This is a genomic window from Thalassovita sp., assembly GCF_963691685.1.
Lineage (GTDB): Bacteria > Pseudomonadota > Alphaproteobacteria > Rhodobacterales > Rhodobacteraceae > Thalassobius.
On record NZ_OY829290.1, the window covers coordinates 241,137 to 263,549 of the forward strand.

A 22,413-nucleotide genomic window follows, 5' to 3' on the forward strand; every position below is an offset into this window, starting at 1 on the left:
CGGGCACGCATTTCTTGCGGTACCAATAGCTAGACAGCTTTACTTTCAGTTGTTTAGGGTGGGGGCAAGCGATTGCGAAGCGCTGCCGCCTTTACGGATATTGACCGTAGGGGGGTATGGGGACCCAACTTGGTATAGGTTGAACTGCCTGAGCCAAGGGTCTAATGCGCCAGTTTCTTGCTTGCGCAACGTCAGTTCAGAAATTCGCTGCCTCATAGTCTGGCCCGAAAATTGAAAGCGCTGCGTCTGATGGGGGCTGCGGCCCTTTGGCAAGTTTGTGTGAGTATAGGTCAGTATCCCCCACAAGGGCCGGAGCGTTTGATGCAAGACTATCTTGATGAAGACAGCGTTAGAGAAAGCGATCTGCGCCGCAGCCTGTACTTCAGCAGGTTCGTTGCCTTCTGCAACGTCCTATTGTTGCTGCCATGGGTGCTTTATTTTTCGTACCAAGGTGCGTGGCCCAATGTCTATAATGTCACCATCTCTACCCTGCCATCGCTCTGTGTTCTTGGCGTTCTATTCACGCGCTACCACTATATTGGCCGCCTGATTTGGCTGAATGTACTGTGTTACAATTTGCTGAGGGACGCTTACGACTTTGGTTTGCATATCGAAGTTGAAATTTCCGGCTTCTGGCTGTTGGCGATGCCGTTTCTATTGTTTTCCTCTCTTGCAGAGCGGCGCACCCAACTTGCGATGTCGTCGATCTGTGTGGGGGTCGTAATTTTTGTGCTGTCGATGGATTTTTTCGGCCTGCACTCGCCTGCTGAATTACCGCCACCTGCAGAACTGGCCGGTATTGAATTCGGAATTCGTATGACCACGGTCGCGATGTTGATCGCGCAGATGCTCTATTTTGGCTATCTCAACCGCAAGCTGACCAACGGCCTACTACACGCGATTGACAATGCCCGGCAGGCTGCGAAAGCCAAGGGGGAGTTTCTGGCCAACATGAGCCACGAAATCCGGACGCCGATGAATGGCATGATCGGCATGCTGGAGGTGTTGGAAGCGGAAGGGCTGAAAGCCAAACAACGACCGCTGGTCGGGACCATCCGAAACTCTGCCCTGTCCCTGTTGCGGATCATTGATGACATTCTGGATGCCTCCAAGATCGAGGCGGGCAAAATGGATGTGGCCAATTCCCGGATGGAGCTGATCCCGGTGATTGAAGGGGCGGCGCAGACCCTGCGGGTGATGTCTGACGAAAATCAGGTGCGGATCCGCCATTTCATCCATCCCGATATGCCCAATTGGATCGTCTCTGACTCGGGCCGTTTGCGGCAGGTTCTGCTGAACCTGCTCAGCAATGCCGTGAAGTATTCCGCCAAACGTCTGACGGGTCGTGACGGTGTCGTATGGATGATTTCGGATCTGGATGAAGCCGGCAACATACGTTTCACCTTCCGCGACAATGGCATCGGCATGAGTGACGCCTTTCAGGCAGAGATGTTTGAACCTTTCTCGCAAGGCGAGGCACCCGCGAAGCGCCAGGTTGAAGGCACCGGGCTGGGGTTGGTGATTACGCTCAATCTGGTGACGCTAATGGGTGGGAAAATCGAGGTCAAAAGTAAGGAAGGCGAAGGATCTGAGTTTGTAGTGACCTTGCCTGTTGTGACTGCAGAGGGCCCCCCAACCCATGCAGACCTGCAAGGGCGTCATGTAATTTGTCTGTCTGCAATCATTGATGCTGCCGAAAAGTACCTGCGAGAATTTTTTGATCGCAAGGGAGTCGAGGCCGAGTACGTCTATACACGCGAAGAGGCATTGGCGGCTGGGCGGTTGGTTGAGCGCCCAGTGTTTCTGCTAACACAGTCTGATCTGGACGAAGACGAGGTCACGATGTCTTTCTTGCGGGCCGCATTGCCGGGTGCGCGATTTGTGGTCTTTGGCGTGTCGCGGGCGGCGCGTTACGGCCGCGTCAATAAAGACACCTATATGGTTCAAGTGCGTCCGATCCTTGTGTCTGATTTGGTGAGCGGCATTGAGGAAATGACGCAAGACGATCACGACGAGGCGGAGCCCAAAACCAACCTCCCGAGCCGGGTTGCCCCGCTGGATCAGCGGCTGCGAATCCTTGCCGTCGAAGACAACATGATCAATCAGGCCGTGCTGGCCAAGCAGCTGGAGCTGTTGGGCGTGGAATATGACATGGCGGCCAATGGTCATGAGGGTTTGGATCTCTGGCGTCAGAACAGCTACGATCTGGTGCTGTCGGATTGCTTCATGCCGATTATGGATGGGTTTGAGCTGACCGCCGCAATCCGCGCGCAGGAGCAGCGTGAGGATCTGACCCCCACCCCGATTGTGGCGCTTACTGCGGATGCCATTCAGGGCAAACATGAGGCATGCCGGGCGGCGGGTATGGATGACACGTTGATCAAGCCGGTGGAACTGGCGGAGCTGCGTGAAAAGCTGCTTCAAAACGTAAACACCGGGGAGTCTGACGCGGCTTAATCGGTCAGGCGCCCCTCGGCCAGAACCAGACACGCCGGGTCTGTAATTGTGGCAAACGGGTGCGTTCCGTTGTGTTCGAAGCTCTGGAACGGCACCTCAGCGATATTTTGATGACCCAAGTGGCCCAGCACATAGGCCTGCGTTGCTGCAGATGACAGCTCCCCAACGACATGGGTGAAGCCGCGGGTTTGGGCCCGCTGATGGGCCGCCTGACGCATGGCTTTATACAATCCCACCCCCCGGGCTGCGGGGCTGACCGCGCCCATATCCACCAAGATTACCTGCCCCGAGTCGATGCTGCGTTGGGTGCGGTATTTAGCAACCAGTGCTGCGGTTAAAGCGGCAAGCGGGGCAAATGCTGCGTCCTGCGGTGGCGTCGGTTTCAGATGCGCGTGGAAATCGGTGACGATCAGACAACCAAGCACCCCACCCGTCTTTTTGTCCTGCGCGACAACGGACAGGCCCTCCTGCACCATCTGTTGAAACCCGTCCTGCAAATAGGTGCGATAGGCCTCCAGCGTGATGCCAAGCGCCTGATGCAGGGTACTGCCCGCCACAAAGACCGAGGTCGCTAAATCAAAGGCCGCCGGCGCGAGGTCAGCGCCAAGCGGCTGGATGAGGATATCTGGGTTCGCCATATCCCCACATAGAGGCATCAAGGCCTGCGCTGCAACGGGGCAGGCCAGGGAAGGATCCCGCGATTGGGGGCGTGATTACGCCTGCCAGATTGGCCGTTGCGTTGTCGGTAGCGGGGCACAGGCCTGATCAACCTGCTGACGCATCCGGTCCAGACGGGTGTGATGTGGGCTGCGCAGAAGGATCTGCATCTGCCGCTCCGCACGCCAGGCCTCAATGGTGCCAAACTCCGTCTCGGCATAGAAATGGCTGGCATCATGCGACAGCACCTGCGCTGCTGCTGAAAGGGCCTCGGTCACTTGGCGGAAACTACCGGCCTGTCCGGCACCGTCCAGCTGGCCGCGCAGTTGCAACACGGCGGGGCGGATGCGACGCTGTGCGTTAAACGCTGTTTGTTTGCTCATGCAGTGCCCCCCACAACGCTGAGGCGCGGGCCGCTGTGGCGCGACGGGGGCGCCTCACCAACGGCGGGGAAGCGGGCGGCCAGTTTCAGGCCTTCGCGGATCAGATGTGGGTCCATCATACCGCCGGTCAGCCGCTCAACTGCGTCACGCGCTTTTGGGGTCTGATCACGGCGCATATGGTGCAGCATGTCCATCAGTGCCTCTTCGTCATCGCTGAGCAGGGCACGTTGATCCAGATCCAGCGGATCCATGAAGGACAGATCCGACTTGCGGCATTCCCACAGCATACGGATGACACCCTGCATGCGCTGACACAGGGCCAGACCAACGGTTTCGCCCCAGCGTTCCACGGCAACGGTCTGGGCACGGACCCAAGCCTGGGTTTCCGGGCTGCGATAGGTGGTGAGCATGTGACGGATGACCGGCAGCAGGCCCATTTCAAACGTGTCGTAGTGACAGCTGTCTACGCGTCGGGTGCAGGCGGTCAATGCAGTCGGGTGCAGTGTCATTTCGGGTCCTTTCCAAACGGAAACTGAGTGAAGGGACCTGGCTGACCGAGGGAGGGCTGACTTGGCTTGGCCATTAACTGACAAAAATACTTGGTTTTTGCAATCCCCTAAAAGCATAGTGTGTCACGCGACCTGAGGTTGGCGAAAATTCGCCAGTATCACTTTTTGGGTGCGCGTGGCTGGCAAGTGATTCGTAGGCCCTGATAAGGCGATGTCGTAAACCGGCTTAGAATTCCGAGCTTTAGACTCGGGTATTGACCCTGATTGTTTTACTCGGCTATTTCGGGGGCACTCAAAGACGGACCCCAGAATGATCATTTGCAGCTGCGAAGCCATCAGCGACAAAGATATCCACGCCGCCATCGATTGGATGCGCGCGTCGGATGAGACTGCGATCATCACGCCTGGGAAGATCTATCACGCCTTGGGCAAATCCCCGAACTGCGGTGGCTGCATCAAACTGTTTGTGTCCAAAATGCGCGACAATCCCAACACCGAGGTTCCCGCGGAACTGCGCGGGCTGCGCCGCACCGGCGCTGCGGCTCAACAGCTGGTGTGATCCTTTCTGGGGCGCCACCGGCGTTCCAGCACAAACGCTATGCCTGAAAAACACACAACGCTTAGAATTTGCGCAGCGGCGCAGGGTTGGGGCTGGAGGACCGGCTGATTGCGGATTGATGCAGTAGACCTACGGGGATGGTCCGTCCGCGGCATTGATTTTGTTTCGCTTTTTTGTTCGTTCTTGCGCGATTGACCGACTTGTTATCGCGTTTTGGCGCGGGTTTGCGTTTGACCAGAGGGTCAAAACCCACCAAAGTACCGACGCATGCTCGCATGATCATATGCGAGTCTTCAACAGGGATAAGACACATGAAAACCCATTCGTTTATTGTTTCGGCGGCTGTCGCTGCTGTTGTTGCGGGCACCTCGGCTGCTTCGGCAGACACGCTGCGCCTGCTGACCTGGGGCGGCTACGCTCCGGAAGACGTTATTGCGAAGTTTGAGGCCGAAACCGGCCACACCGTTGAGGTGACCAAATCGAACAACGAAGAAATGATCGCCAAGCTGCGCGCCACCCGTGGCGGCGGTTTTGACCTGGCTCAGCCGTCGCAGGACCGTATCGCCGGCCCGCAGGCCGAGTTTGGAATCTACAAACCCATCGATCTGAGCAAGATCGACGCCTCGCAGTTCATCCCTTCGATGCTGGAAGCCACCAAAGGCAACACCACCGTTGACGGTGAAGTCTATGGCGTTCCGCACGTTTGGGGCACCTCGGGTCTGGTTGTCGACACCGCCAAAGCGGCGTCGGTTAAAGACTACACCGACCTGTGTAACGCAGATGTTGCCGGCAAGGTTTCCTACCGTCTGAAGCGCCCGACCCTGATCGGTTTCGCCTACTCGATGGGTCTGGATCCGTTTGCCGCCTATGGCGACGAAGCCGCCTATGCCGAGATCATGGGCAAAGTCGAAGACAAGCTGACCGAATGTAAAGCCAACGTCAAAACCTACTGGGGTGGCGGCGATGAGCTGATGGGCCTGCTGCGCTCGGGCGAAGTTGTTGCTTCGATGGCATGGGACACCGGCGGCTGGAAGCTGAACGCCGATATGGCAGACATCACCTTTGTTGCGCCTGAAGCTGGTGCACTGGGCTGGATCGACACCTTTGTTCTGCCTGCCAAAGGCAAAGCAGATGACGCGGCCTATGCCTGGATCAACTTCGTGATGCAGCCGGAAGTGGCCGCAATGATCACTGCCGCCGCTGGCAACTTCACCGCATCACAGGGCGCTGACGCCTATGCAGATGACGCGCTGAAAGCCCGTTACCAGGCCTCCTTCCCGCAGGAAGCCATCGACAACATCAAATGGTACCCGCCGGTTCCTGCCGGTCTGGAAGCCATCGAAGGTGGTGTTCTGGATCGCGTGAAAGCGGCCAACTAAGCCTTTTTGACTTCAAACGTGACGCCTGCCCCCTGTTGGGGCGGGCGTCTGCACTTTTTACGGACCCGATGATGACTCCCGATCTTGAATGTTCTGCGCTGACCAAACGGTTTGGCGACACCACCGCCGTTGAAAACGTTTCCTTCCAGGTGCCGCCTGGGTCGTTCTTTTCGATCCTCGGGCCGTCGGGCTGTGGCAAAACCACCATCATGCGCATGATCGCAGGCTTTCTGGAGCCCAGCGAAGGTGACATTCGCATTAAGGGTAAATCGGTCCTGAACGTGGCGCCCAACAAGCGCCCGGTGAACATGGTGTTCCAGCATCTGGCCCTGTTTCCGATGATGAATATCGCTGACAACATCGGTTATGGCCTGCGCCGTCAGGGCATGGACAAGACCCAGATCGCCCGCAAAGTGGATGAGGCGCTGGACCGTATTGGCCTGCCGGGCATCGGCAGCCGCAAGGTAGATGAGCTGTCCGGTGGTCAGAAACAGCGTGTGGCCATTGCCCGCTGTATGGTGCTGGAACCCGATGTGCTGCTGTTGGATGAACCGCTGGGCGCGCTGGATCTGAAGCTGCGTGAACGCATGAAGGTTGAGCTGAAGTCGCTGCAGGCCGCCTTTGACACCACCTTTGTCTACATCACTCACGACCAATCCGAGGCGTTGGTGATGTCCGACAACATTGCCGTGATGAACAACGGCCAGTTTGAACAGATGGGCAGCGGTCAGGATCTCTACTACCGCCCCGAAAGCGCCTTTGTGGCGGGGTTTGTCGGCGACACCAATCGCTGGCAGGGAAAGGTCACTCGTAAAGAGGGCGACGCGATTGAGCTGGTCACTGAAAATGGTCTGACCCTGCGCGGTGCAACCCATGGCCGGGATCTGAGCGACGGGCAGCAGGCCGATGTTTTTGTCCGCCCCGAAGCGATCCGGATTGCCCATGACGCCGCCGATCTGGCGCATTTTGACAACCAGATTTCCAGCCGCGTGACCTCACTCCTGTTCAATGGGGCCGCCAGCCGGATCCTTGTTGGCTCCGAAGATGGCCGTGAGGAGATCGAAGTGAACCTGCCGCAATCGGGTGAGTTCTCCTCGATCGCCAAGGGTGATGCGGTCCACATCGGCTGGGCCTCGGATCAGGGCAACTGTTTCAAAGCAGGGGGCAACTGATGCGGACCGAAGCCAAAGTTGGGCTGGGTCTGCTGCTGACGCCACTGCTTTTGTGGCTGTCGCTGCTGATCTTCATCCCGCATGTTGATATGTTCATCGTCTCGCTGCAGGAACGCATCGGGGTGGGCAAATACCAGACCAGTCTGGCGAATTACCTGACCTTCTTTCAGGAACCGCTGTACCTCTGGACCTTCCTGCGCACCGCTGTGATGTCGATCCTGGCGACGCTGATGACCCTGCTGATCGCCTTTCCGGTCAGCTACTACATCGCCAAGATGGTCAAGGGCCGGTTGCAATCGGCGCTGTTCCTGATGTGTCTGGTGCCCTTCTGGGTGTCAGAACTGGTGCGAACCTTCGGCTGGATGATCCTGCTGCGCGAAACCGGCATCTTTTCAAACCTGTTGCAGTTTGTTGGCCTCGCCGACGGTCCGGTGGAGATGCTGTACAATGACGGCGCGATCATGCTGGGCCTTGTCTACACCTCGATGCTGTTCATGGTGGTGCCGCTGGTGACCACGCTGGAAAACCTGCCGGATGAGGTGATTGAGGCGGGCTATGATCTTGGCGGTTCTGGCCTGAGTGTTCTGCGTGAAATCATCATCCCCCACGCCATGCCGGGCATCGTGTCGGGCTGTATCGTGGTCTTCATGCTGAGCCTTGGCAACTACCTGACCCCCACCATGCTGGGCGGCAAGGAAAGCCTGTGGTTCACCGAGCTGATCTATTCGCAGTTCATCGTGCGCTTCAACTGGGAACTGGGATCCGCCTTTGGCTTCATGCTGCTGATCCTGTCCTCAGCGATTGTCTGGGGCATGTTGAAGCTGACCGGTCAGTCGCTTGAGAAAACAATGGGCTAAGGGAGAGACATCATGATTCCATCTATTCCCCAATCCCGTTTCCTGACCACCGCCTATGCGGCCTATATCGTGGTCTTCTTTGTCTTCCTGGCGCTGCCGCTGCTGGTGGTTGCGGGCTTTGCCTTCAACGACAGCCAGTTCCCGTCACTGCCGTGGGAAGGGTTCACCTGGAACTGGTTCTTCGGTGATGAGCGCCCGATGATCGGTGTGTTCCACGAACGCTCGATCCTGCGGGCGATCGGCACCTCGATCCTTGTTTCGGTGCTGGTGTCGGCGCTTGCGGTGGCGGTTGGCCTGTCCAACGCCTTCCTGTTCAACCGGTACAAGTTCCGTGGTCAGGGCATCCTCTACGTGCTGATGCTGCTGCCGCTGGTGATCCCGGGCATCGTGCTGGGTATTTCGATTCTGGTGTTTTCCAGCCGTGTGGCCAATGGCCTCTGGGATGGGTACCGCATTGATATCGAAGCACTGCGCCCGGGCCTTCTGCTTGTGATCTTGGGGCAGTTTTCCTTCATCACCACAATTGCCACGCTGGTGATCGGCGCCCGTTTGCAGAAGTTTGACCGCACCCTTGAAGAGGCGGCGCTGAACCTTGGCGCAGGTCGACTGGTGGCGATCCGCACCATCACTCTGCCCTATCTGGCGCCGGCGATGGTGGGGGCCTTTGTGGTCTCCTTCCTGATGAGCTTTGAAAACTTCAACACCACGCTGATGCTGGTGGGCTCGGACGCGCCGCTGACCATTGCGATGTTTGACCGCCTGAAAGAAGGCTCGACGCCGCTGCTGAATGCGGTGTCATTGCTGCTGATGCTGGGGTCCAGTTGTCTGGCGCTGATCATGATCTTCTTCCAGAAGAAATAGACTTAACGAAAGCGGCACCGGGCATAATGCAGGTGCCGCTTTCATTTTGAGGGGCGGGTTCTGCCGATCGGCAGGCGGCCCTCACACCGCGTATAGGGAGGGAACAGATGAAGGTTCATATTCTCGACGATTGGTTTGACACGCTGCGCGCGCTGCCCTGTTTTGCCAAGCTGCAGGGGCTGGATGTGACGGTCTGGACCGATCACTGTGATGATGTGGAACAACTGGCGGCACGCCTGCAGGAGGCTGAGGTGCTGGTGCTGTTTCGCGAACGGACCCAGATCACCCGCGCCTTGTTGGAACGCCTGCCCAATCTGAAGCTGATCTCGCAACGTTCCGCCTATCCGCATGTCGATGTGCAGGCCTGTTCCGATTATGGGGTGCTTCTGTGTTCCAACATGCATGGTGGGGCACCGGCCTATGCCGCGGCAGAACTGACCTGGGCGTTGATCATGGCCGGGATGCGGGATCTGCCGGCGCAGATGGCCAGCACCAAGGCGGGCACCTGGCAGGTGGGCGTCGGCAAGACGCTGCGCGGGCGTCGGCTGGGGCTCTACGGTTATGGCCGAATTGCCAAAACGGTTGCTGGCTATGCCGCAGCCTTTGGCATGCAGGTGCAATGGTGGGCGTCTGAGGCGGGCCGCGCCCGGGCCGCGGCGGATGGCGCCGCAGTGGCTGAAAGCCGGGCGGCGTTTTTTGCCAGTTCTGACGTGCTGTCCGTCCATGTGCGGCTGAAACCGGAAACACGCGGTATCATCGCGGCGGCGGATTTGGGCCAAATGCAGCCGGGGGCGTTGTTTGTGAACACCTCGCGTGCCGGGCTGGTGGCGCCGGGGGCGTTGTTGTCAGCCTTGCAGGCTGGGCGGCCGGGCAAGGCGGCGGTGGATGTCTTTGACACAGAACCGCTGACAGATCCCGATGATCCATTGCTGCGTCACCCCAACCTCATCGCCACACCGCATATTGGCTTTGTGACCGAGGATGAGTTTGACCTGCAATTCTCAGATATCTTTGATCAGGTGGTGGCCTATGCTGCTGGCACCCCGATCCATATGATCAACCCTGAGGCCTATTCTGGGGCAACATGATCGCGAACCCTTTGAGAACGCAAAAAGGGCGCGGCTGGGTTGGCCGCGCCCTTTTGATGTTTATGAAGGTCGGCGCTTAAGCGACGTCGAAACGATCCGCCATCATCACCTTGGTCCATGCGCTGGCAAAGTCGCAGGCAAAGCGACCGGCGGCGTCGTCCTGTGCATAGGCTTCGGCCAGCGCCCGCAGCTGCGAGTTTGAACCGAACAGCAGATCCACAGCGGTACCGGTGTGTTTCACAGCGCCCGACGCATCGCGGCCCTCATAGCTGCCATCATCGGCCTTGCTCCAGCTCAGGCCCATGTCCAGAACCGTGCGGAAGAAGTCCTGCGACAGCACCCCGGGCTGATCGGTGAAGACACCATGCTGGCTGTCCCCAAAGTTGGCGCCCAGCACCCGCAGACCACCGATCAGCACGGTCATCTCTGGTGCGCTGAGACCCAGAAGCTGCGCCTTGTCCACCAGCTGTTCGGCCGTATTGGCCTTGGCATTCCGGCTGTAGTTGCGGAAACCATCGGCAAAGGGTTCCAGCACCTCAAAGCTTTCTGCGTCCGTCTGCTCAGCAGTTGCATCACCTCGGCCCGGTGTGAAGGTCAGCGTCAGATCTTGACCACCGGCTTTGGCGGCTGCTTCCACTGCGGCGTTGCCAGCCAGTACGATCAGATCCGCCATGGAAATCGGCTTGCCGAACCCGGCGCGGATGCCTTCCAGCGCGTTCAGGACTTTGTTCAGGCTTTCCGGCTCGTTCACTGTCCAGCTGTTTTGCGGCGCCAGACGGATGCGAGCACCATTAGCGCCACCGCGCATGTCCGACCCGCGATAGGTCGAAGCAGAGGCCCATGCGGTTTTCACCAGTTCTGAGACGCTCAGACCTGAGGCCAACACCTGTTCCTTCAATGCCGCAATGTCTGCATCGGTCACATCGGTTTCCGACGCGGGGATCGGATCCTGCCAGATCAGTTCCTCTGCCGGCACCTCAGCGCCCAGATAACGCGCGCGGGGGCCCATATCGCGGTGGGTCAGTTTGAACCAGGCGCGGGCAAAGGCATCGGCGAACTCTTCCGGGTTCTTGTGGAACCGGCGCGAGATCGGGCCATAGATCGGATCCATGCGCATCGCCATATCGGCGGTGGTCATCATGGTTTTGACCTTCTTTGAGGGATCATGGGCCTGCGGGGCCATGTGATCCTCATCCACACCAACAGGTTCCCAGATCCAGGCGCCCGAGGGGCTCTTGGTCAGGTTCCAGTCATAACCGAACAGCAGGTCGAAATAGCCGTTGTCCCATTTGGTGGGATTGGCAGTCCAGGCGCCTTCGATGCCCGATGTGGTGGTGTCATCGCCTTTGCCGGTGCCATGGCTGTTGATCCAGCCAAAGCCCATGGCCTCCAGCGGGGCGGCTTCGGGATCGGGGCCGACCAGACCAGGATCGCCTGCGCCATGCGCCTTGCCGAAGGTGTGGCCGCCGGCAACCAGTGCTACGGTTTCTTCATCGTTCATAGCCATGCGGGCAAAGGTGTCGCGCACGTCGCGGCCTGAGGCCAGAATGTCGGGCTGCCCATCCGGGCCTTCGGGGTTCACGTAGATCAGGCCCATCTGCACTGCGGCCAGCGGGTTGTCCAACTCCCGGTCGCCCGAGTAGCGGCTGTTTTCCTTGTCCGAGGTCGCCAGCCATTCGGTTTCCGCACCCCAGTAGATGTCTTCCTCGGGGCCCCAGATATCTTCGCGACCACCGGCAAAGCCGAAGGTTTTGAACCCCATGGATTCCAGCGCGCAGTTGCCTGCCAGAATGTAGAGGTCCGCCCAGCTGAGGCTGTTGCCGTATTTCTGTTTGATCGGCCACAGCAGGCGGCGCGCCTTGTCGAGGTTGCCGTTGTCAGGCCAGCTGTTCAGCGGTGCAAAACGCTGGTTGCCCGTACCGGCGCCGCCGCGGCCGTCAAAGGTGCGGTAGGTCCCTGCCGAGTGCCAGGCCATGCGGATGAACAGGCCGCCATAGTGACCGTAATCTGCGGGCCACCAATCCTGACTGTCTGTCATCAGGGCATAGAGGTCTTCTTTCACCGCTTTCAGGTCCAGCGCCTTGAACGCTTCGGCATAGTTGAAATCCTGATCCATCGGGCTGGTGTCAGCACCATGTTGATGCAGGATCTTGAGGTTCAGCTGGTTTGGCCACCAATCACGGTTGGAACGGCTGTTGAGGCTGGCAGAGCCATGCATCACCGGGCAGCCGGTGGGTTTGATGTCATTTCCGTCCATTATCAGTCTCCTTGCTGGAATCGCTTTTGTGAATCTGGCATGGCGGGGCCCGGTCGCAGGTCCCAACCTGTCTTGAGGAGTAAGCTAGGGCAGAATCTCAATTAGAAAAAATTGCATTTTCCGATTGCTGCGATAGTTTGAAGTTATGATTAACATTACCCTCCGCCAACTCCGCTATTTTGAGGCCGTGGCGCGCCTGTCTCACTTCGGTCAGGCGGCCGATGCCTGCGCCGTGTCACAGCCTGCTTTGTCTGTGCAGATCAAAGAGTTGGAGGAGACTTTGGGCGCCAAACTGTTTGAGCGCGGGGCGCGTCAGGTGCGGCTGACCCGCTTTGGTGAGGAGTTTGCCGGCCGGGTGCAGCAAATTCTGCGATCGGTGGATGAGCTGGGGGAATTGGCGCGGGCCTCGCAGGACCGTCTGGTGGGGCGGTTGCGCATCGGGGTGATTCCCACGGTGGCGCCCTATCTGTTGCCGCGGGTGGTCGAAACGCTGGCGCGGGAGCATCCGGAAATTGACCTGCGTTTGCGGGAAACCGTGACACCGAAGTTGCTGCAAGAATTGAAGGAGGGGGCTTTGGATATCGCCATCGTCGCCTTGCCCATTTCAGAACCTGCCTTCACCGAGGTGCCCCTTTTTGAGGAACAGTTTGTGCTGGTCCGACCTGAGGCCGATGCGGATCAGCCGGTGCCGGGGCCAGACCGCCTGCGTGAGATGCGGCTGCTGCTGTTGGAGGAGGGGCATTGTTTCCGCGATCAGGCGCTGTCCTTCTGCTCCATTAGCGCGTCCGCCCCGCGGGAGCTGCTGGATGGCAGTTCGCTGTCGACCTTGGTGCAGATGGTGGGGGCTGGGATTGGGGTGACGCTGATCCCCGATATGGCGGTGCCGGTGGAAACACGATCCGCCAATGTTGCGGTGGCGCGGTTCCCGGAGCCGCAGCCAAAACGGCAGATCGGCATGATCTGGCGGCGCAGCAATCCCCTGACAAAACAGTTGTCACAGGTGGCCGAGGCGGTGCAAAGCGCCGCCGCAGCCCTTGGTTTAGGACAGGGTAACGCGGCTTAACCGGCGCGCTGCAGCATCCCGAACAGATCCCGCGGATCATCCGGGTCTGCCAGCATGTCCAGCATATCAAAGAATTCGGTGCCTTTGATCTTCTCGGCGACATAACGCAGGGCGCTGAAATCCTCGATGGCAAAGCCAACGCTGTCAAACAGGGTGATCTGGCGTGGGTCTTTGCGGCCCTCGGCCTCACCCAGCATGACCTGCCACAGCTCGGTCACCGGGTGATCTTCGGCCAGCTGCTGGATTTCCCCTTCGATGCGGGTCTGTGGCGGGTATTCCACAAAGATCTCGGACCGCAGCAGGATGTCCTTGTGCAGTTCCGTCTTGCCCGGGCAGTCGCCGCCGATGGCGTTGATGTGCACACCGCTGCCCACCATGTTGTCGGTCAGGATGGTGGCATATTGCTTGTCGGCGGTGCAGGTGGTGATGATTTCCGCCCCTTCCATCGCCTCTTCGCCGCTTTTGCAAGACACAACGGTCAGGCCGGAACTGGCCAGGTTGCGCGCCGCCTTTTCGGTTGCCGCCGGATCAATGTCATAAAGGCGCACGGTGTCGATGCCGCAGATTGCCTTGAACGCCAGCGCCTGAAATTCGCACTGCGCCCCGTTGCCGATCATCGCCATGGTCTTGGACCCTTTGGGCGCCAGATATTTGCCCACCAACGCCGAGGTGGCTGCAGTGCGCAGGGCGGTCAGAACGGTCATTTCGGTCAGAAGGATCGGGTAACCATTGGCCACCGACGACAGCACTCCAAAGGCGGTCACGGTCTGGAGCCCCTCTTTCATGTTCTTCGGGTGACCGTTGACGTATTTGAAACCGTAGTTGTCGGCATCCGCCGTCGGCATCAACTCGATCACCCCATCGGTGGAGTGGCTGGCAACACGCGGGGTTTTGTCAAACTCGGGCCAACGTTTGAAATCGGCCTCGATGTAGCTGGCCAGTTCGGTCAGCACAGCCTCAGCGCCCATGGCATTGACCAGTTTCATCATGTTTTCAACGGATACGAAGGGCACCAGGGCCTTCTCGGAAGGGGCAATCGTCATGCGGCGAACCTTTCACGGGGTGTAAGATGGATGCCGGCCAGCATGCAGCGGACCGATCCACCGGCAGTTTCAAGTGTGGGGATGCTCAACGGCAAAGCGGTGGCGCTGCGCTCAATGACCGCTTTCTGGTCAGAGCGCAGCGCGTCCCAGGCCCGGGCCGAAAGCGCCAGGAGGCGTGAAGTCCCCGTCAGCTCCAGCGCGTTGCCCGCAAAAGAGGCCACCTGATCTACCGTCAGGTCGATCACCTCGCGGGTTTCGCCCAAACGGGCGGCCACTTCGGCGCGGCGGGTGGGATCCTGGATCATGTCGAGGCAGATCAGCGCATAGTCAGTGCCGATGCCCATCATGACATTGGTGTGGTAGACCGGCAGCCCGTCGGGATCTGCGGCGGCAAAGGCCATTGGCTCGTAGTTGAAGTGGGTGCAGAACCGTTCCAGCAGCACAGGATCGGCCCGATTGGACTGCGCCACATAGGCAATCCGGTGCAGGTGGTCCAGCACCATCGCGCCGGTGCCTTCCAGCGACAGCCCGTCCTGTTCCAGCCCGGAGTAGTCAATCACATCCTGCACGCGGTAGTCGGTCTTGAGCAGTTCAATCACATCGCTGCGCCGTTCGCGGCGGCGGTTTTCGGCATGCATCGGGTAAAGCGCAACATGACCGCCGGCATGGGTGGAAAACCAATTGTTCGGGAACACGCTGTCGGGCGTGTCCTTGTCACCGTGATCCTCAAAGACATGCACCGTCACACCTGCCGCACGCAGTTGGGCAACGGCGGTGTCAAATTCGGCCAAGGCCTGCTGTGCATCGACGGTGCCAGCGGTCTGAAATCCGTTGTCCCCCTGCGTTTCAGGGTTTGAGCGGAAAGCATGCGGGCGCACCATGACGACCGCGCGGGGGGCCTGCGGGTTCATGCGTAGCTCCTGGTCATGCGATCCAGTACGCGGCGGCCAAACAGGCTGGCGGTGAGGTCGGTCATCAGCTTGGCCGTGCGGCCCCGTTCATCCAGGAAGGGGTTCAGCTCCACCAGATCGAGCGAGGTCACAAGGTCACTGTCATGCAGCATTTCCATGATCAGATGGGCCTCCCGGAAGGTGGCGCCGCCGGGCACGGTGGTGCCAACCGCTGGGGCGATCGAGGGGTCTAGGAAGTCGACATCCAGGCTGACGTGCAGCATGCCGTTTGCCGCCTGAACCTTGGCCAGAAACTCGGTCAGTGGGCCAACGATGCCACGTTCATCAATGGCGCGCATGTCGTGCACGGTCAGGCCCAGATCGGCGATGCGCTGTCGTTCTGCCGGATCCACCGAACGGATGCCCATCATGCAGATATTTTTCGGATCCACCGCAGCGGCGACGGGCGGGAACTGATCGAAACCGGGCTGGCCGGTGTAATAGGCGACGGGCGTGCCGTGCAGATTGCCCGATGTTGTGCTGTCCAGCGTGTGCAGGTCGGGATGGGCATCGAGCCACAGCACAAACAATGGGCGGCCCTGTTCTGCGGCATGTTTTGCCACACCGCTGACGGTGCCTGCGGCCATCGAATGATCCCCCCCGATGAAGATCGGGCGGTCGCAGGTCTTGGCCGCCTCATAAGCGGCCGCAGACAGCAGGCGGGTCCATTCGATCATCTCGGCCAGGTTTTTCAGGGCCGGGTTTTCATGCGCAACAGGGGCCAGCGGCGGCAGGGTCACATCGCCCAGATCCTCAACCTGCCAACCCAGTTCGGTCAGCGTTTCCGGCAGGCCGGCGGTGCGGAATGCGGCGGGGCCCATCAGGCAACCGGGTTGTGAAGCGCCGGTCTGAACCGGGGCGCCAATGATCTGGCAAAGCGGGGTCATGTCTGCTCCTGAATGAGGGGATGTTCTTAGGGTGCTGATCTGATCGAAACACGTCAGCCAAAAAATTGCGCAAAATGCGCATTCCATTTTTCCAAATGACGGCTTATGTTTCAAATTGACCAATATGTGAGCGTGAGGAGCCTCATGAGCGACCTATCCACCACCGATCGCCGATTGATCGCTGCACTGCGTGACAACGCCCGCGCCTCGATCACCGAACTGTCGCATATCACCGGTGTCTCGCGCACCACAGTGAAGACCCGCCTTGATTCACTGGTGGAAGAGGGGCGGATCAAACGCTTCACCATTGAAACGGATTCAGACCATCACGAACAGGTGCGGGCCATCACGATGGTCGAATTGCAGGGCTCCATGTCCCGTGGGGTGATCCGAACACTGCGCGCGATCCCCGAGGTGACGATGATCTATTCGACAAACGGCGCCTGGGATCTGGTGGTGGAGATTCGTGCCGAGACCCTGCCGCAGTTTGACCGGGTGCTGCGCGAAATCCGCGAGGTGAAGGGGGTCACCAACTCCGAATCGAGCCTGCTGCTGAGCAATGTGACGGTGTGACAGCCGGCCGTCAGAGAATCGGCACATCGGCAACGCCCGTTGTAGAATGTCTGACAGGGGGCGGATTTTTCTGGTTAACGCGTCCCGGTTGCGCTACGCAACTTTTGCGCTGGGGGGCGTTAAGAAAGGTGATCGTATGATCCGTGTACTTGGTTTCGTTGCCCTCGGGCTTTCTGTGTTTGCCACCCAATCCATTGCGGAAGGGCGGACGCAGATCGGCTATGGCCGCCTCATCCAGAATGATTTTATTGGCGACGGACAAGACCGCTGGCGTACAGGGTCGGTGGCTTCCAGCCGTGTCTGGGGCCCGGAAGGCCAAGTCGGCTTGCCCCAGTCCTTTGGTGAGCTGCTGGAATTTCGCATCAACGCCGAGATCATTGCGCCGGATAATCTGGTAACGCCTGCCGCTGGTGATCGCCCCTATGCGGGCAGCCTCTCTTTTGGTTTGCACACGCATTATGAGCGCAGCAACATCGAATATGCCGTTGGTCTGGATATGGTCCTGACGGGTGAGATGACCTTGCTGGGTGACTTCCAGGGCGCGCTGCATGATCTGCTGGGCGTCGATAAAGCGTCCGACAGCACACTTGCCTCGCAGATTGACAACGCGGTGCACCCGACTGCTGTGATCGAGGTGGGGCGTACGTTTTCGATTGGGGAGCAGGTTGAGCTGCGCCCCTTTGTTGAGGCGCGCGCCGGGGTGGAAACCATGTTGCGAGCTGGCGCGGACATTAGTTTTGGCCGGGTCGGCTCGGACGAGCTGCAGGTGCGTGATCCGGTCAGTGGCCAGCGCTACCGGGTGATTCAGAACCCTGAAGAGGGATTCAGCTTTGTGGTCGGTGGGGATATCGCCAAGGTGCGTGACTCCGCCTATCTGCCCGAGGCAGACGGTTACACTGTGACCGATACCCGCAGCCGCCTACGCGCCGGGGTTCATTGGCAGGGTGAAACCACCAATATCTTCTACGGTGTGACCTGGTTGGGCGAAGAGTTCGAAGGCCAGGATGAAGGGCAGGTCGTTGGTTCCCTTCGGTTGAACCTAAACTTCTGATTCTACATTCAGAGTAGAGTATCTGCGGCGCGCCCCTGGGCGCGCTGTTGCGTTTCGGCCTTAGTTCTCTCGAAATGATGTGTCGAATTCTTGACGGGGCTTTGCAGTAAGGCCCGGCTCTGCTATTCCTCGGAAAAACAAAATATAAAATAACTATAAAAACGTAGGCAGGAAACGAGCATGGGAACGGGCTTTCGCGGCACGTTCGTCATCTCCTGGACACAAACGAAGGTGGACGGCATTGGGGCCGCTCCATTGCATGCGCTGGACGTCGGGACCGCTTGGTCTTGGTCAGGCGATGCGGTGCGAGTGGATGGGCCGAGTGGACTTTTGCGTTTGGACCAGGCGGATGGCGAGGCCAATTTGCGTCGTAGCGCGGCGCGGATGGTGCGCCGCCTTGTCGGGGCAGCGCAGCAAAACCGAACCGACCTCGCCGGGATCGAGGTCGATGACCCCCTGATGGACAGCAATATCGTGGTGACCGATGGCACCGCGACCTACACTCTGACGCTGATTGAGGTCGGGGCGGGGGCGCAGCCCCTGTTGATGTTCCTGGGCGCGATGCCGCCAAAGGGACGCGACCTGTGGGTGGTGCATCACACGCTGGATGCGATGCAGGACAACCACATCACCGACAGCAGCGGCGGGGTGATCTGCTTTACCCCCGGCACCCGGATTGAGACGCCCCAGGGCGCCCGGCTGGTGCAGGACCTGCGTGAGGGGGATCTGGTTCAGACTAAGGATAATGGCGCCCAAGAGGTGCTGTGGATCGGCTCGCGCCGGATGACCGGTGCGCGGCTTTTCGCGATGCCCAAGCTGCGTCCGATTCGGATCAGTGCAGGCGCGCTGGGGGTGCATCGCCCGGATCAGGAGTTGCTGGTCTCGCCCAGTCACCGGATGCTGGTCCGTGGTCAGGTGGCCCGTGCGCTGTTCAACACGCCCGAGGTGTTGGTGGCCGCAAGCGACCTGATCGATGGCAAACGGGTGCGTATCGACAGCCAGCTGAAAGAGGTGACCTATATCCACCTGCTCTTGTCAGATCATCAGATCCTCTGGGCCAATGGGGTTGAAACCGAAAGCTTCCACCCCTCAAACGCGGCGCTGTCGACTCTGGATGACACCGACCGTATGCGGCTTCTGGCGCAATATCCTGAGATTGAGGCCGACCCGCAGAGCTATGGCGGTTACGCACGGCGGAACCTGTCAAAGTCTGAGGCCGCGATCTTTATGCATGAAGCGGCCTGATAGGGCCGTTTCCCCCAAGTTTTCTTGAAAAACAGCGCTGGGCTGCGTTGACTCTCCGTTGATCGGCAGTATAAGCGCCACTTCATTGGTGTTGGTGGCCCCCGCAAGGGGATTCCTGTCATGTCGCAAGACAAGAGGACAACGCCCTTCATAGCTGCCCCCGGGCAGCGTTCCGAGAAGGAGATCAGCCGTGACTAAACGTACGTCTGCCAAGTATAAAATTGACCGCCGCATGGGCGAAAACATCTGGGGTCGCCCCAAGTCGCCGGTAAACCGTCGCGAATACGGCCCCGGCCAGCACGGCCAGCGCCGCAAAGGCAAACTGTCCGACTTCGGTATCCAGCTGCGCGCCAAACAGAAGCTGAAAGGCTACTACGGCGACCTGACCGAGAAACAGTTCCGTCGCATCTACGGCGAAGCCGAGCGTGTTAAAGGCGATACCGGTGAAAACCTGATCGGTCTGCTGGAGCGTCGTCTGGACGCCGTTGTGTACCGCGCCAAATTCGTGCCGACCGTGTTTGCTGCACGTCAGTTCGTAAACCACGGCCACGTTCTGGTGAACGGCAAGCGCGTGAACATCCCGTCCTACCGCGTTAAAGAAGGCGACGTGATCGAAGTACGTGATCGTTCCAAGCAAATGGTTGCCCTGCTGGAAGCCGTTGCTCTGCCTGAGCGTGACGTTCCAGATTACATCGAAGCCGACCACTCGAAAATGACCGCAACCTTCGTACGCACCCCCGGCCTGTCCGACGTGCCGTACCCGGTTGTTATGGAACCGAACCTGGTGGTTGAATTCTACGCGAAGAACTAATCTTCGCCGATCCACTTCGGAAGTTTTCGGAAAACCCGCCCTTTGTGGCGGGTTTTTCTTTGTTTGTCATAGTATTGCGGCAATTCGATATTTGGTTGAATGTGGCCCTATTGAAAAGCTCATAGTTGCTTCCCATATTGATTGTATACAAAGGTATTCAGAGGAGGATCCGTGCTCGATTTGTTTTTGACACCGGAAATGGCGCCCTTTGCTGTTTCCCTTGGTTTGCTGCTTGGCCTGTTTGTTCTGGAACTTGTATTCCTGTTGCTGGGCGGCTCGCTGATCACGTCAGAGGCGCCGGACGCGGACCTGTCTTTGCCAGATGCGCCGGATCTTGCAGATTTTGATCTGCCGGAGTTGAGTGCGGATGGTGTTGATCTTGCGGAATACGATATCGCGGATCTGGGCGATGTTTCGACCGAGGTTGAAGCAGTAGCGCCGGGTTCGGCTGGCCCCCTTGGGTGGCTGGGTATCGGCAAGGCCCCGTTCATTGTCTGGCTGGCAACCTTCCTGTTGGCGTTTGGCCTGAGTGGTGCGGCGTTGCAGATTGCAGCCCTGCGCGGGTTCGGGGCGTTGATGCCAGCCCTCGGTGCCGGGGTTCTGGCCCTGCCAGCCGGGGCACTTTTTGCCCGTACTTTCGCGGCAGGATTTGCCCGGCTTGTGCCGCAAAGCGAAAGCACGGCCCTGTCCGAACGCAGCCTGGGGCGCCGTCGTGGGGTAGTGTCACAGGGCACCGCCAAACAGGGCAATCCTGCGCAGGTTCGGGTGCTGGATGGGCACGGGAACTTTCACTACCTGCGTGCTGAACCTTTGGAGAAAGACGCGGAGATCGCACAGGGCACCGAAGTGCTGGTGCTGCGAAATCTGCGCGATGGCGGCTATCGCATTCTGCCGCTCAGCTGACGGGCCCTCCCGCCCGCAGACCATTCATAACTACTTACATTTGGAGGAAAAATGGAACTTCAATTCCTTATTTTTGTCGTGGGCTTCTCTCTGGTTGCTCTGGTTTTCATCGGGATGGTGTTGAACCGTCTCTACAAGCGCGCCACGCGCGAGGTCAGCCTTGTGAAAACAGGGGCCGGCGGGAAAAAAGTGATCATGGACGGCGGTATTTTTGTGATCCCGCTGGTGCATGAGGTGCGCCCGGTCAACATGAAGACCCTGCGCCTGGAAGTGCAGCGCAGCGATGATGGCGCATTGATCACCAAAGACCGGATGCGTGTGGATGTTGGCGTCGAATTCTACGTCTCGGTCAACGCGACGGATGAAGGCATAAGCCGCGCGGCTCAGACTCTGGGCGATCGCACATTTGACGTCGAACAACTGCGTGAGATGATAGAAGGTAAGCTGGTCGATGGTCTGCGCTCGGTTGCGGCCCGCATGACCATGGATGAGCTGCACGAAAACCGCGCCGAGTTTGTGCAAGAGGTGCAAAATGCCGTGTCCGAGGATCTGTTGAAAAACGGGTTGGAGCTTGAGGCGGTTTCGCTGACAGCCTTGGACCAAACACCGTTTGAAGCGCTGGACGAAAACAACGCCTTTAACGCGGTTGGTATGCGTAAGCTGGCCGAAGTCATCGCAAACTCGAAGAAAGAGCGTGCTGAAATTGATGCTGAGGCGAATGTTGCCGTCCGTCGCGCTGCAATGGAGGCGGAGCGCCAGCGCCTGCTGATCGAACAGGATGAAAAGGCCGCGCAGATCAAGCAAGAGCAGGAAGTCGCCACGCTGCAAGCTGCGCAGGAGGCTGAGGTTGCGGCCCGTCGCGAAGATGCACAGCGCGAAAGCGAAGCGGCCCGGATCAAGCGGGAAGAGGCAATCCGTTCGGCGGAAATCCTGAAAGAAAAAGAGCTGGAGGTCGCGGAACAAGAGCGCCGCATCATCATTGCCAAGAAGTCCGAGGAGGAAAGCCAGGCTCGTGCCTCAGCCGACCAAGCGCGCGCCGAAGCGACCCGTGCGGCAGAACAGGTGGAAACCACCCGGACCGTGGCGCAGGCTGAGCGTGAAAAGCAGATCGCTCTGATTGAGGCGCAGCGTGAAGCAGAACGGGAGGCGACCCGCGTGCGCCTGTCTGCTAAGGCTGAGAAAGAGGCCGCGCAGGACCGTGCCGAAGCACGCCGTGAAGAAGCCAAAGCCGAAGCGGATGCGCTGACCATCAAGGCAGAAGCGAAGAAGGCTGACATGCTGGCCGAAGCCGAAGGTCGCCGCGCCATTGTGGATGCCGAAAACTCCATCTCGGCTGAGATTGTCTCGATGAAGGTGGATCTGGCCCGTCTGGAGGCCCTGCCGGGCATCGTGGCCGAAATGGTCAAACCGGCGGAGAAGATCGATTCGATCAAGATCCATCAGGTTGGCGGCGTTTTTGGCGGCGGCGCAACTGGGCCGGGTGAAGGCGCGGCAGGCGACAAGCCGGTGGTCAATCAGGCGCTTGATTCGATCATGGGCATGGCCGTTCAGATGCCTGCGCTGAAAGCCTTGGGGGAAGAACTGGGCGTCTCAATGGAAGATGGCGTCGCCGGGTTGGTCGAAGGCGCTGTGAAGGCCCCAAAGGCAAATCCAAAGCCGAAACAAGAGGTTCTGCCTGAAGAACACGCGGCCGAATAATCTGAGGCCA

The 22,413-nt window shown here is 59.2% G+C and carries 21 protein-coding genes; 14 read left to right on the forward strand and 7 right to left on the reverse strand.

The genetic code is table 11. The annotated features are described in order from the left end of the window. Nucleotides 1-321 precede the first annotated feature (321 nt). Nucleotides 322-2,457, forward strand: coding sequence for an ATP-binding protein (locus tag ACORLH_RS01080; RefSeq protein WP_321830773.1), 2,136 nt, complete (start codon nucleotides 322-324; stop codon nucleotides 2,455-2,457). Here ACORLH_RS01080 and ACORLH_RS01085 read toward each other — a convergent pair. From ACORLH_RS01085 to ACORLH_RS01095, 3 genes are all read right to left on the reverse strand, one after another. Further along, on the reverse strand, nucleotides 2,454-3,095 hold the full coding sequence (locus ACORLH_RS01085; protein ID WP_321830774.1) for a hypothetical protein: 642 nt from the start codon (nucleotides 3,093-3,095) through the stop codon (nucleotides 2,454-2,456). The two genes, ACORLH_RS01080 and ACORLH_RS01085, sit on opposite strands and share 4 nt — an antisense overlap. 75 nt (nucleotides 3,096-3,170) lie before the next feature. Continuing rightward, a complete protein-coding gene (locus tag ACORLH_RS01090; protein ID WP_321830775.1) occupies nucleotides 3,171-3,497 on the reverse strand; it encodes a hypothetical protein in 327 nt (108 codons plus the stop codon). Beyond that, nucleotides 3,494-4,006: a hypothetical protein gene (locus ACORLH_RS01095; protein ID WP_321830776.1), complete on the reverse strand. Its 513-nt coding sequence runs from the start codon at nucleotides 4,004-4,006 to the stop codon at nucleotides 3,494-3,496. Before ACORLH_RS01095 ends, ACORLH_RS01090 begins: the two co-directional genes overlap by 4 nt. Before the next feature lie 310 nt (nucleotides 4,007-4,316). Here ACORLH_RS01095 and ACORLH_RS01100 point away from each other — a divergent pair, with 310 nt between their 5' ends. The 6 genes from ACORLH_RS01100 to ACORLH_RS01125 all read left to right on the forward strand — a co-directional run bounded on the left by ACORLH_RS01100 (nucleotide 4,317) and on the right by ACORLH_RS01125 (nucleotide 9,922). Beyond that, nucleotides 4,317-4,565, forward strand: a complete 249-nt coding sequence (locus tag ACORLH_RS01100; protein ID WP_321830777.1) for a (2Fe-2S)-binding protein — start codon at nucleotides 4,317-4,319, stop codon at nucleotides 4,563-4,565. A gap of 311 nt (nucleotides 4,566-4,876) precedes the next feature. Further along, a complete protein-coding gene (locus tag ACORLH_RS01105) occupies nucleotides 4,877-5,944 on the forward strand; it encodes an extracellular solute-binding protein (protein ID WP_321830778.1) in 1,068 nt (355 codons plus the stop codon). A gap of 71 nt (nucleotides 5,945-6,015) precedes the next feature. Then, nucleotides 6,016-7,116: an ABC transporter ATP-binding protein gene (locus ACORLH_RS01110; protein ID WP_321830780.1), complete on the forward strand. Its 1,101-nt coding sequence runs from the start codon at nucleotides 6,016-6,018 to the stop codon at nucleotides 7,114-7,116. Further along, a complete protein-coding gene (locus tag ACORLH_RS01115) occupies nucleotides 7,116-7,973 on the forward strand; it encodes an ABC transporter permease (protein WP_321830781.1) in 858 nt (285 codons plus the stop codon). The genes ACORLH_RS01110 and ACORLH_RS01115 overlap by 1 nt, the downstream gene beginning before the upstream one ends. A gap of 12 nt (nucleotides 7,974-7,985) precedes the next feature. Further along, the gene (locus ACORLH_RS01120) at nucleotides 7,986-8,834 is read left to right on the forward strand and encodes an ABC transporter permease (RefSeq protein WP_321830782.1); all 849 of its coding nucleotides are present in this window, start codon (nucleotides 7,986-7,988) and stop codon (nucleotides 8,832-8,834) included. A 107-nt stretch (nucleotides 8,835-8,941) separates the two neighbouring features. Continuing rightward, nucleotides 8,942-9,922, forward strand: a complete 981-nt coding sequence (locus ACORLH_RS01125) for a D-2-hydroxyacid dehydrogenase family protein (RefSeq protein ID WP_321830783.1) — start codon at nucleotides 8,942-8,944, stop codon at nucleotides 9,920-9,922. A gap of 76 nt (nucleotides 9,923-9,998) precedes the next feature. Here ACORLH_RS01125 and katG read toward each other — a convergent pair whose 3' ends face one another. Further along, nucleotides 9,999-12,179 carry a catalase/peroxidase HPI gene (gene katG / locus ACORLH_RS01130; protein WP_321830784.1) on the reverse strand — a complete coding sequence of 727 codons (2,181 nt, stop codon included), beginning with the start codon at nucleotides 12,177-12,179 and terminating at the stop codon, nucleotides 9,999-10,001. Nucleotides 12,180-12,324: 145 nt separating this feature from the next. On the opposite strand from katG, the gene ACORLH_RS01135 reads away from it, so the two are divergent. Then, nucleotides 12,325-13,242 (forward strand): hydrogen peroxide-inducible genes activator, encoded by a 918-nt coding sequence (locus tag ACORLH_RS01135; protein ID WP_321830785.1) that lies wholly within the window; start codon nucleotides 12,325-12,327, stop codon nucleotides 13,240-13,242. Here ACORLH_RS01135 and ACORLH_RS01140 read toward each other — a convergent pair. Genes ACORLH_RS01140 through rocF form a run of 3 tightly spaced genes read right to left on the reverse strand, consistent with a single transcriptional unit; the run spans nucleotide 13,239 to nucleotide 16,122 of the window. Beyond that, nucleotides 13,239-14,285, reverse strand: a complete 1,047-nt coding sequence (locus ACORLH_RS01140; RefSeq protein WP_321830786.1) for an ornithine cyclodeaminase — start codon at nucleotides 14,283-14,285, stop codon at nucleotides 13,239-13,241. The genes ACORLH_RS01135 and ACORLH_RS01140 overlap by 4 nt on opposite strands. Beyond that, nucleotides 14,282-15,196, reverse strand: a complete 915-nt coding sequence (gene ctlX / locus ACORLH_RS01145) for a citrulline utilization hydrolase CtlX (RefSeq protein ID WP_321830787.1) — start codon at nucleotides 15,194-15,196, stop codon at nucleotides 14,282-14,284. The genes ACORLH_RS01140 and ctlX overlap by 4 nt, the downstream gene beginning before the upstream one ends. Then, nucleotides 15,193-16,122, reverse strand: coding sequence for an arginase (gene rocF, locus ACORLH_RS01150; RefSeq protein WP_321830788.1), 930 nt, complete (start codon nucleotides 16,120-16,122; stop codon nucleotides 15,193-15,195). Before rocF ends, ctlX begins: the two co-directional genes overlap by 4 nt. A gap of 144 nt (nucleotides 16,123-16,266) precedes the next feature. Here rocF and ACORLH_RS01155 point away from each other — a divergent pair, with 144 nt between their 5' ends. The 6 genes from ACORLH_RS01155 to ACORLH_RS01180 all read left to right on the forward strand — a co-directional run bounded on the left by ACORLH_RS01155 (nucleotide 16,267) and on the right by ACORLH_RS01180 (nucleotide 22,403). After that, a complete protein-coding gene (locus ACORLH_RS01155) occupies nucleotides 16,267-16,695 on the forward strand; it encodes an Lrp/AsnC family transcriptional regulator (protein ID WP_058245357.1) in 429 nt (142 codons plus the stop codon). A 136-nt stretch (nucleotides 16,696-16,831) separates the two neighbouring features. Further along, nucleotides 16,832-17,746: a lipid A-modifier LpxR family protein gene (locus ACORLH_RS01160; RefSeq protein ID WP_321830789.1), complete on the forward strand. Its 915-nt coding sequence runs from the start codon at nucleotides 16,832-16,834 to the stop codon at nucleotides 17,744-17,746. Nucleotides 17,747-17,926: 180 nt separating this feature from the next. Continuing rightward, nucleotides 17,927-18,991, forward strand: coding sequence for a Hint domain-containing protein (locus tag ACORLH_RS01165; protein WP_321830790.1), 1,065 nt, complete (start codon nucleotides 17,927-17,929; stop codon nucleotides 18,989-18,991). A 190-nt stretch (nucleotides 18,992-19,181) separates the two neighbouring features. Further along, a complete protein-coding gene (rpsD, locus tag ACORLH_RS01170) occupies nucleotides 19,182-19,802 on the forward strand; it encodes a 30S ribosomal protein S4 (RefSeq protein ID WP_058245355.1) in 621 nt (206 codons plus the stop codon). A gap of 171 nt (nucleotides 19,803-19,973) precedes the next feature. Beyond that, nucleotides 19,974-20,705 (forward strand): OB-fold-containig protein, encoded by a 732-nt coding sequence (locus tag ACORLH_RS01175; RefSeq protein WP_321830791.1) that lies wholly within the window; start codon nucleotides 19,974-19,976, stop codon nucleotides 20,703-20,705. A gap of 51 nt (nucleotides 20,706-20,756) precedes the next feature. Then, nucleotides 20,757-22,403, forward strand: coding sequence for a flotillin family protein (locus tag ACORLH_RS01180; protein ID WP_321830792.1), 1,647 nt, complete (start codon nucleotides 20,757-20,759; stop codon nucleotides 22,401-22,403). Nucleotides 22,404-22,413 lie beyond the last annotated feature (10 nt).

Bases quoted from the DNA above. Each gene is read 5' to 3' on its own strand.
- ACORLH_RS01080 (WP_321830773.1), top strand. From the start codon at position 322: ATGCAAGACTATCTTGATGAAGACAGCGTTAGAGAAAGCGATCTGCGC.
- ACORLH_RS01085 (WP_321830774.1), bottom strand. From the start codon at position 3,095: ATGGCGAACCCAGATATCCTCATCCAGCCGCTTGGCGCTGACCTCGCG.
- ACORLH_RS01090 (WP_321830775.1), bottom strand. From the start codon at position 3,497: ATGAGCAAACAAACAGCGTTTAACGCACAGCGTCGCATCCGCCCCGCC.
- ACORLH_RS01095 (WP_321830776.1), bottom strand. From the start codon at position 4,006: ATGACACTGCACCCGACTGCATTGACCGCCTGCACCCGACGCGTAGAC.
- ACORLH_RS01100 (WP_321830777.1), top strand. From the start codon at position 4,317: ATGATCATTTGCAGCTGCGAAGCCATCAGCGACAAAGATATCCACGCC.
- ACORLH_RS01105 (WP_321830778.1), top strand. From the start codon at position 4,877: ATGAAAACCCATTCGTTTATTGTTTCGGCGGCTGTCGCTGCTGTTGTT.
- ACORLH_RS01110 (WP_321830780.1), top strand. From the start codon at position 6,016: ATGACTCCCGATCTTGAATGTTCTGCGCTGACCAAACGGTTTGGCGAC.
- ACORLH_RS01115 (WP_321830781.1), top strand. From the start codon at position 7,116: ATGCGGACCGAAGCCAAAGTTGGGCTGGGTCTGCTGCTGACGCCACTG.
- ACORLH_RS01120 (WP_321830782.1), top strand. From the start codon at position 7,986: ATGATTCCATCTATTCCCCAATCCCGTTTCCTGACCACCGCCTATGCG.
- ACORLH_RS01125 (WP_321830783.1), top strand. From the start codon at position 8,942: ATGAAGGTTCATATTCTCGACGATTGGTTTGACACGCTGCGCGCGCTG.
- katG (WP_321830784.1), bottom strand. From the start codon at position 12,179: ATGGACGGAAATGACATCAAACCCACCGGCTGCCCGGTGATGCATGGC.
- ACORLH_RS01135 (WP_321830785.1), top strand. From the start codon at position 12,325: ATGATTAACATTACCCTCCGCCAACTCCGCTATTTTGAGGCCGTGGCG.
- ACORLH_RS01140 (WP_321830786.1), bottom strand. From the start codon at position 14,285: ATGACGATTGCCCCTTCCGAGAAGGCCCTGGTGCCCTTCGTATCCGTT.
- ctlX (WP_321830787.1), bottom strand. From the start codon at position 15,196: ATGAACCCGCAGGCCCCCCGCGCGGTCGTCATGGTGCGCCCGCATGCT.
- rocF (WP_321830788.1), bottom strand. From the start codon at position 16,122: ATGACCCCGCTTTGCCAGATCATTGGCGCCCCGGTTCAGACCGGCGCT.
- ACORLH_RS01155 (WP_058245357.1), top strand. From the start codon at position 16,267: ATGAGCGACCTATCCACCACCGATCGCCGATTGATCGCTGCACTGCGT.
- ACORLH_RS01160 (WP_321830789.1), top strand. From the start codon at position 16,832: ATGATCCGTGTACTTGGTTTCGTTGCCCTCGGGCTTTCTGTGTTTGCC.
- ACORLH_RS01165 (WP_321830790.1), top strand. From the start codon at position 17,927: ATGGGAACGGGCTTTCGCGGCACGTTCGTCATCTCCTGGACACAAACG.
- ACORLH_RS01180 (WP_321830792.1), top strand. From the start codon at position 20,757: ATGGAACTTCAATTCCTTATTTTTGTCGTGGGCTTCTCTCTGGTTGCT.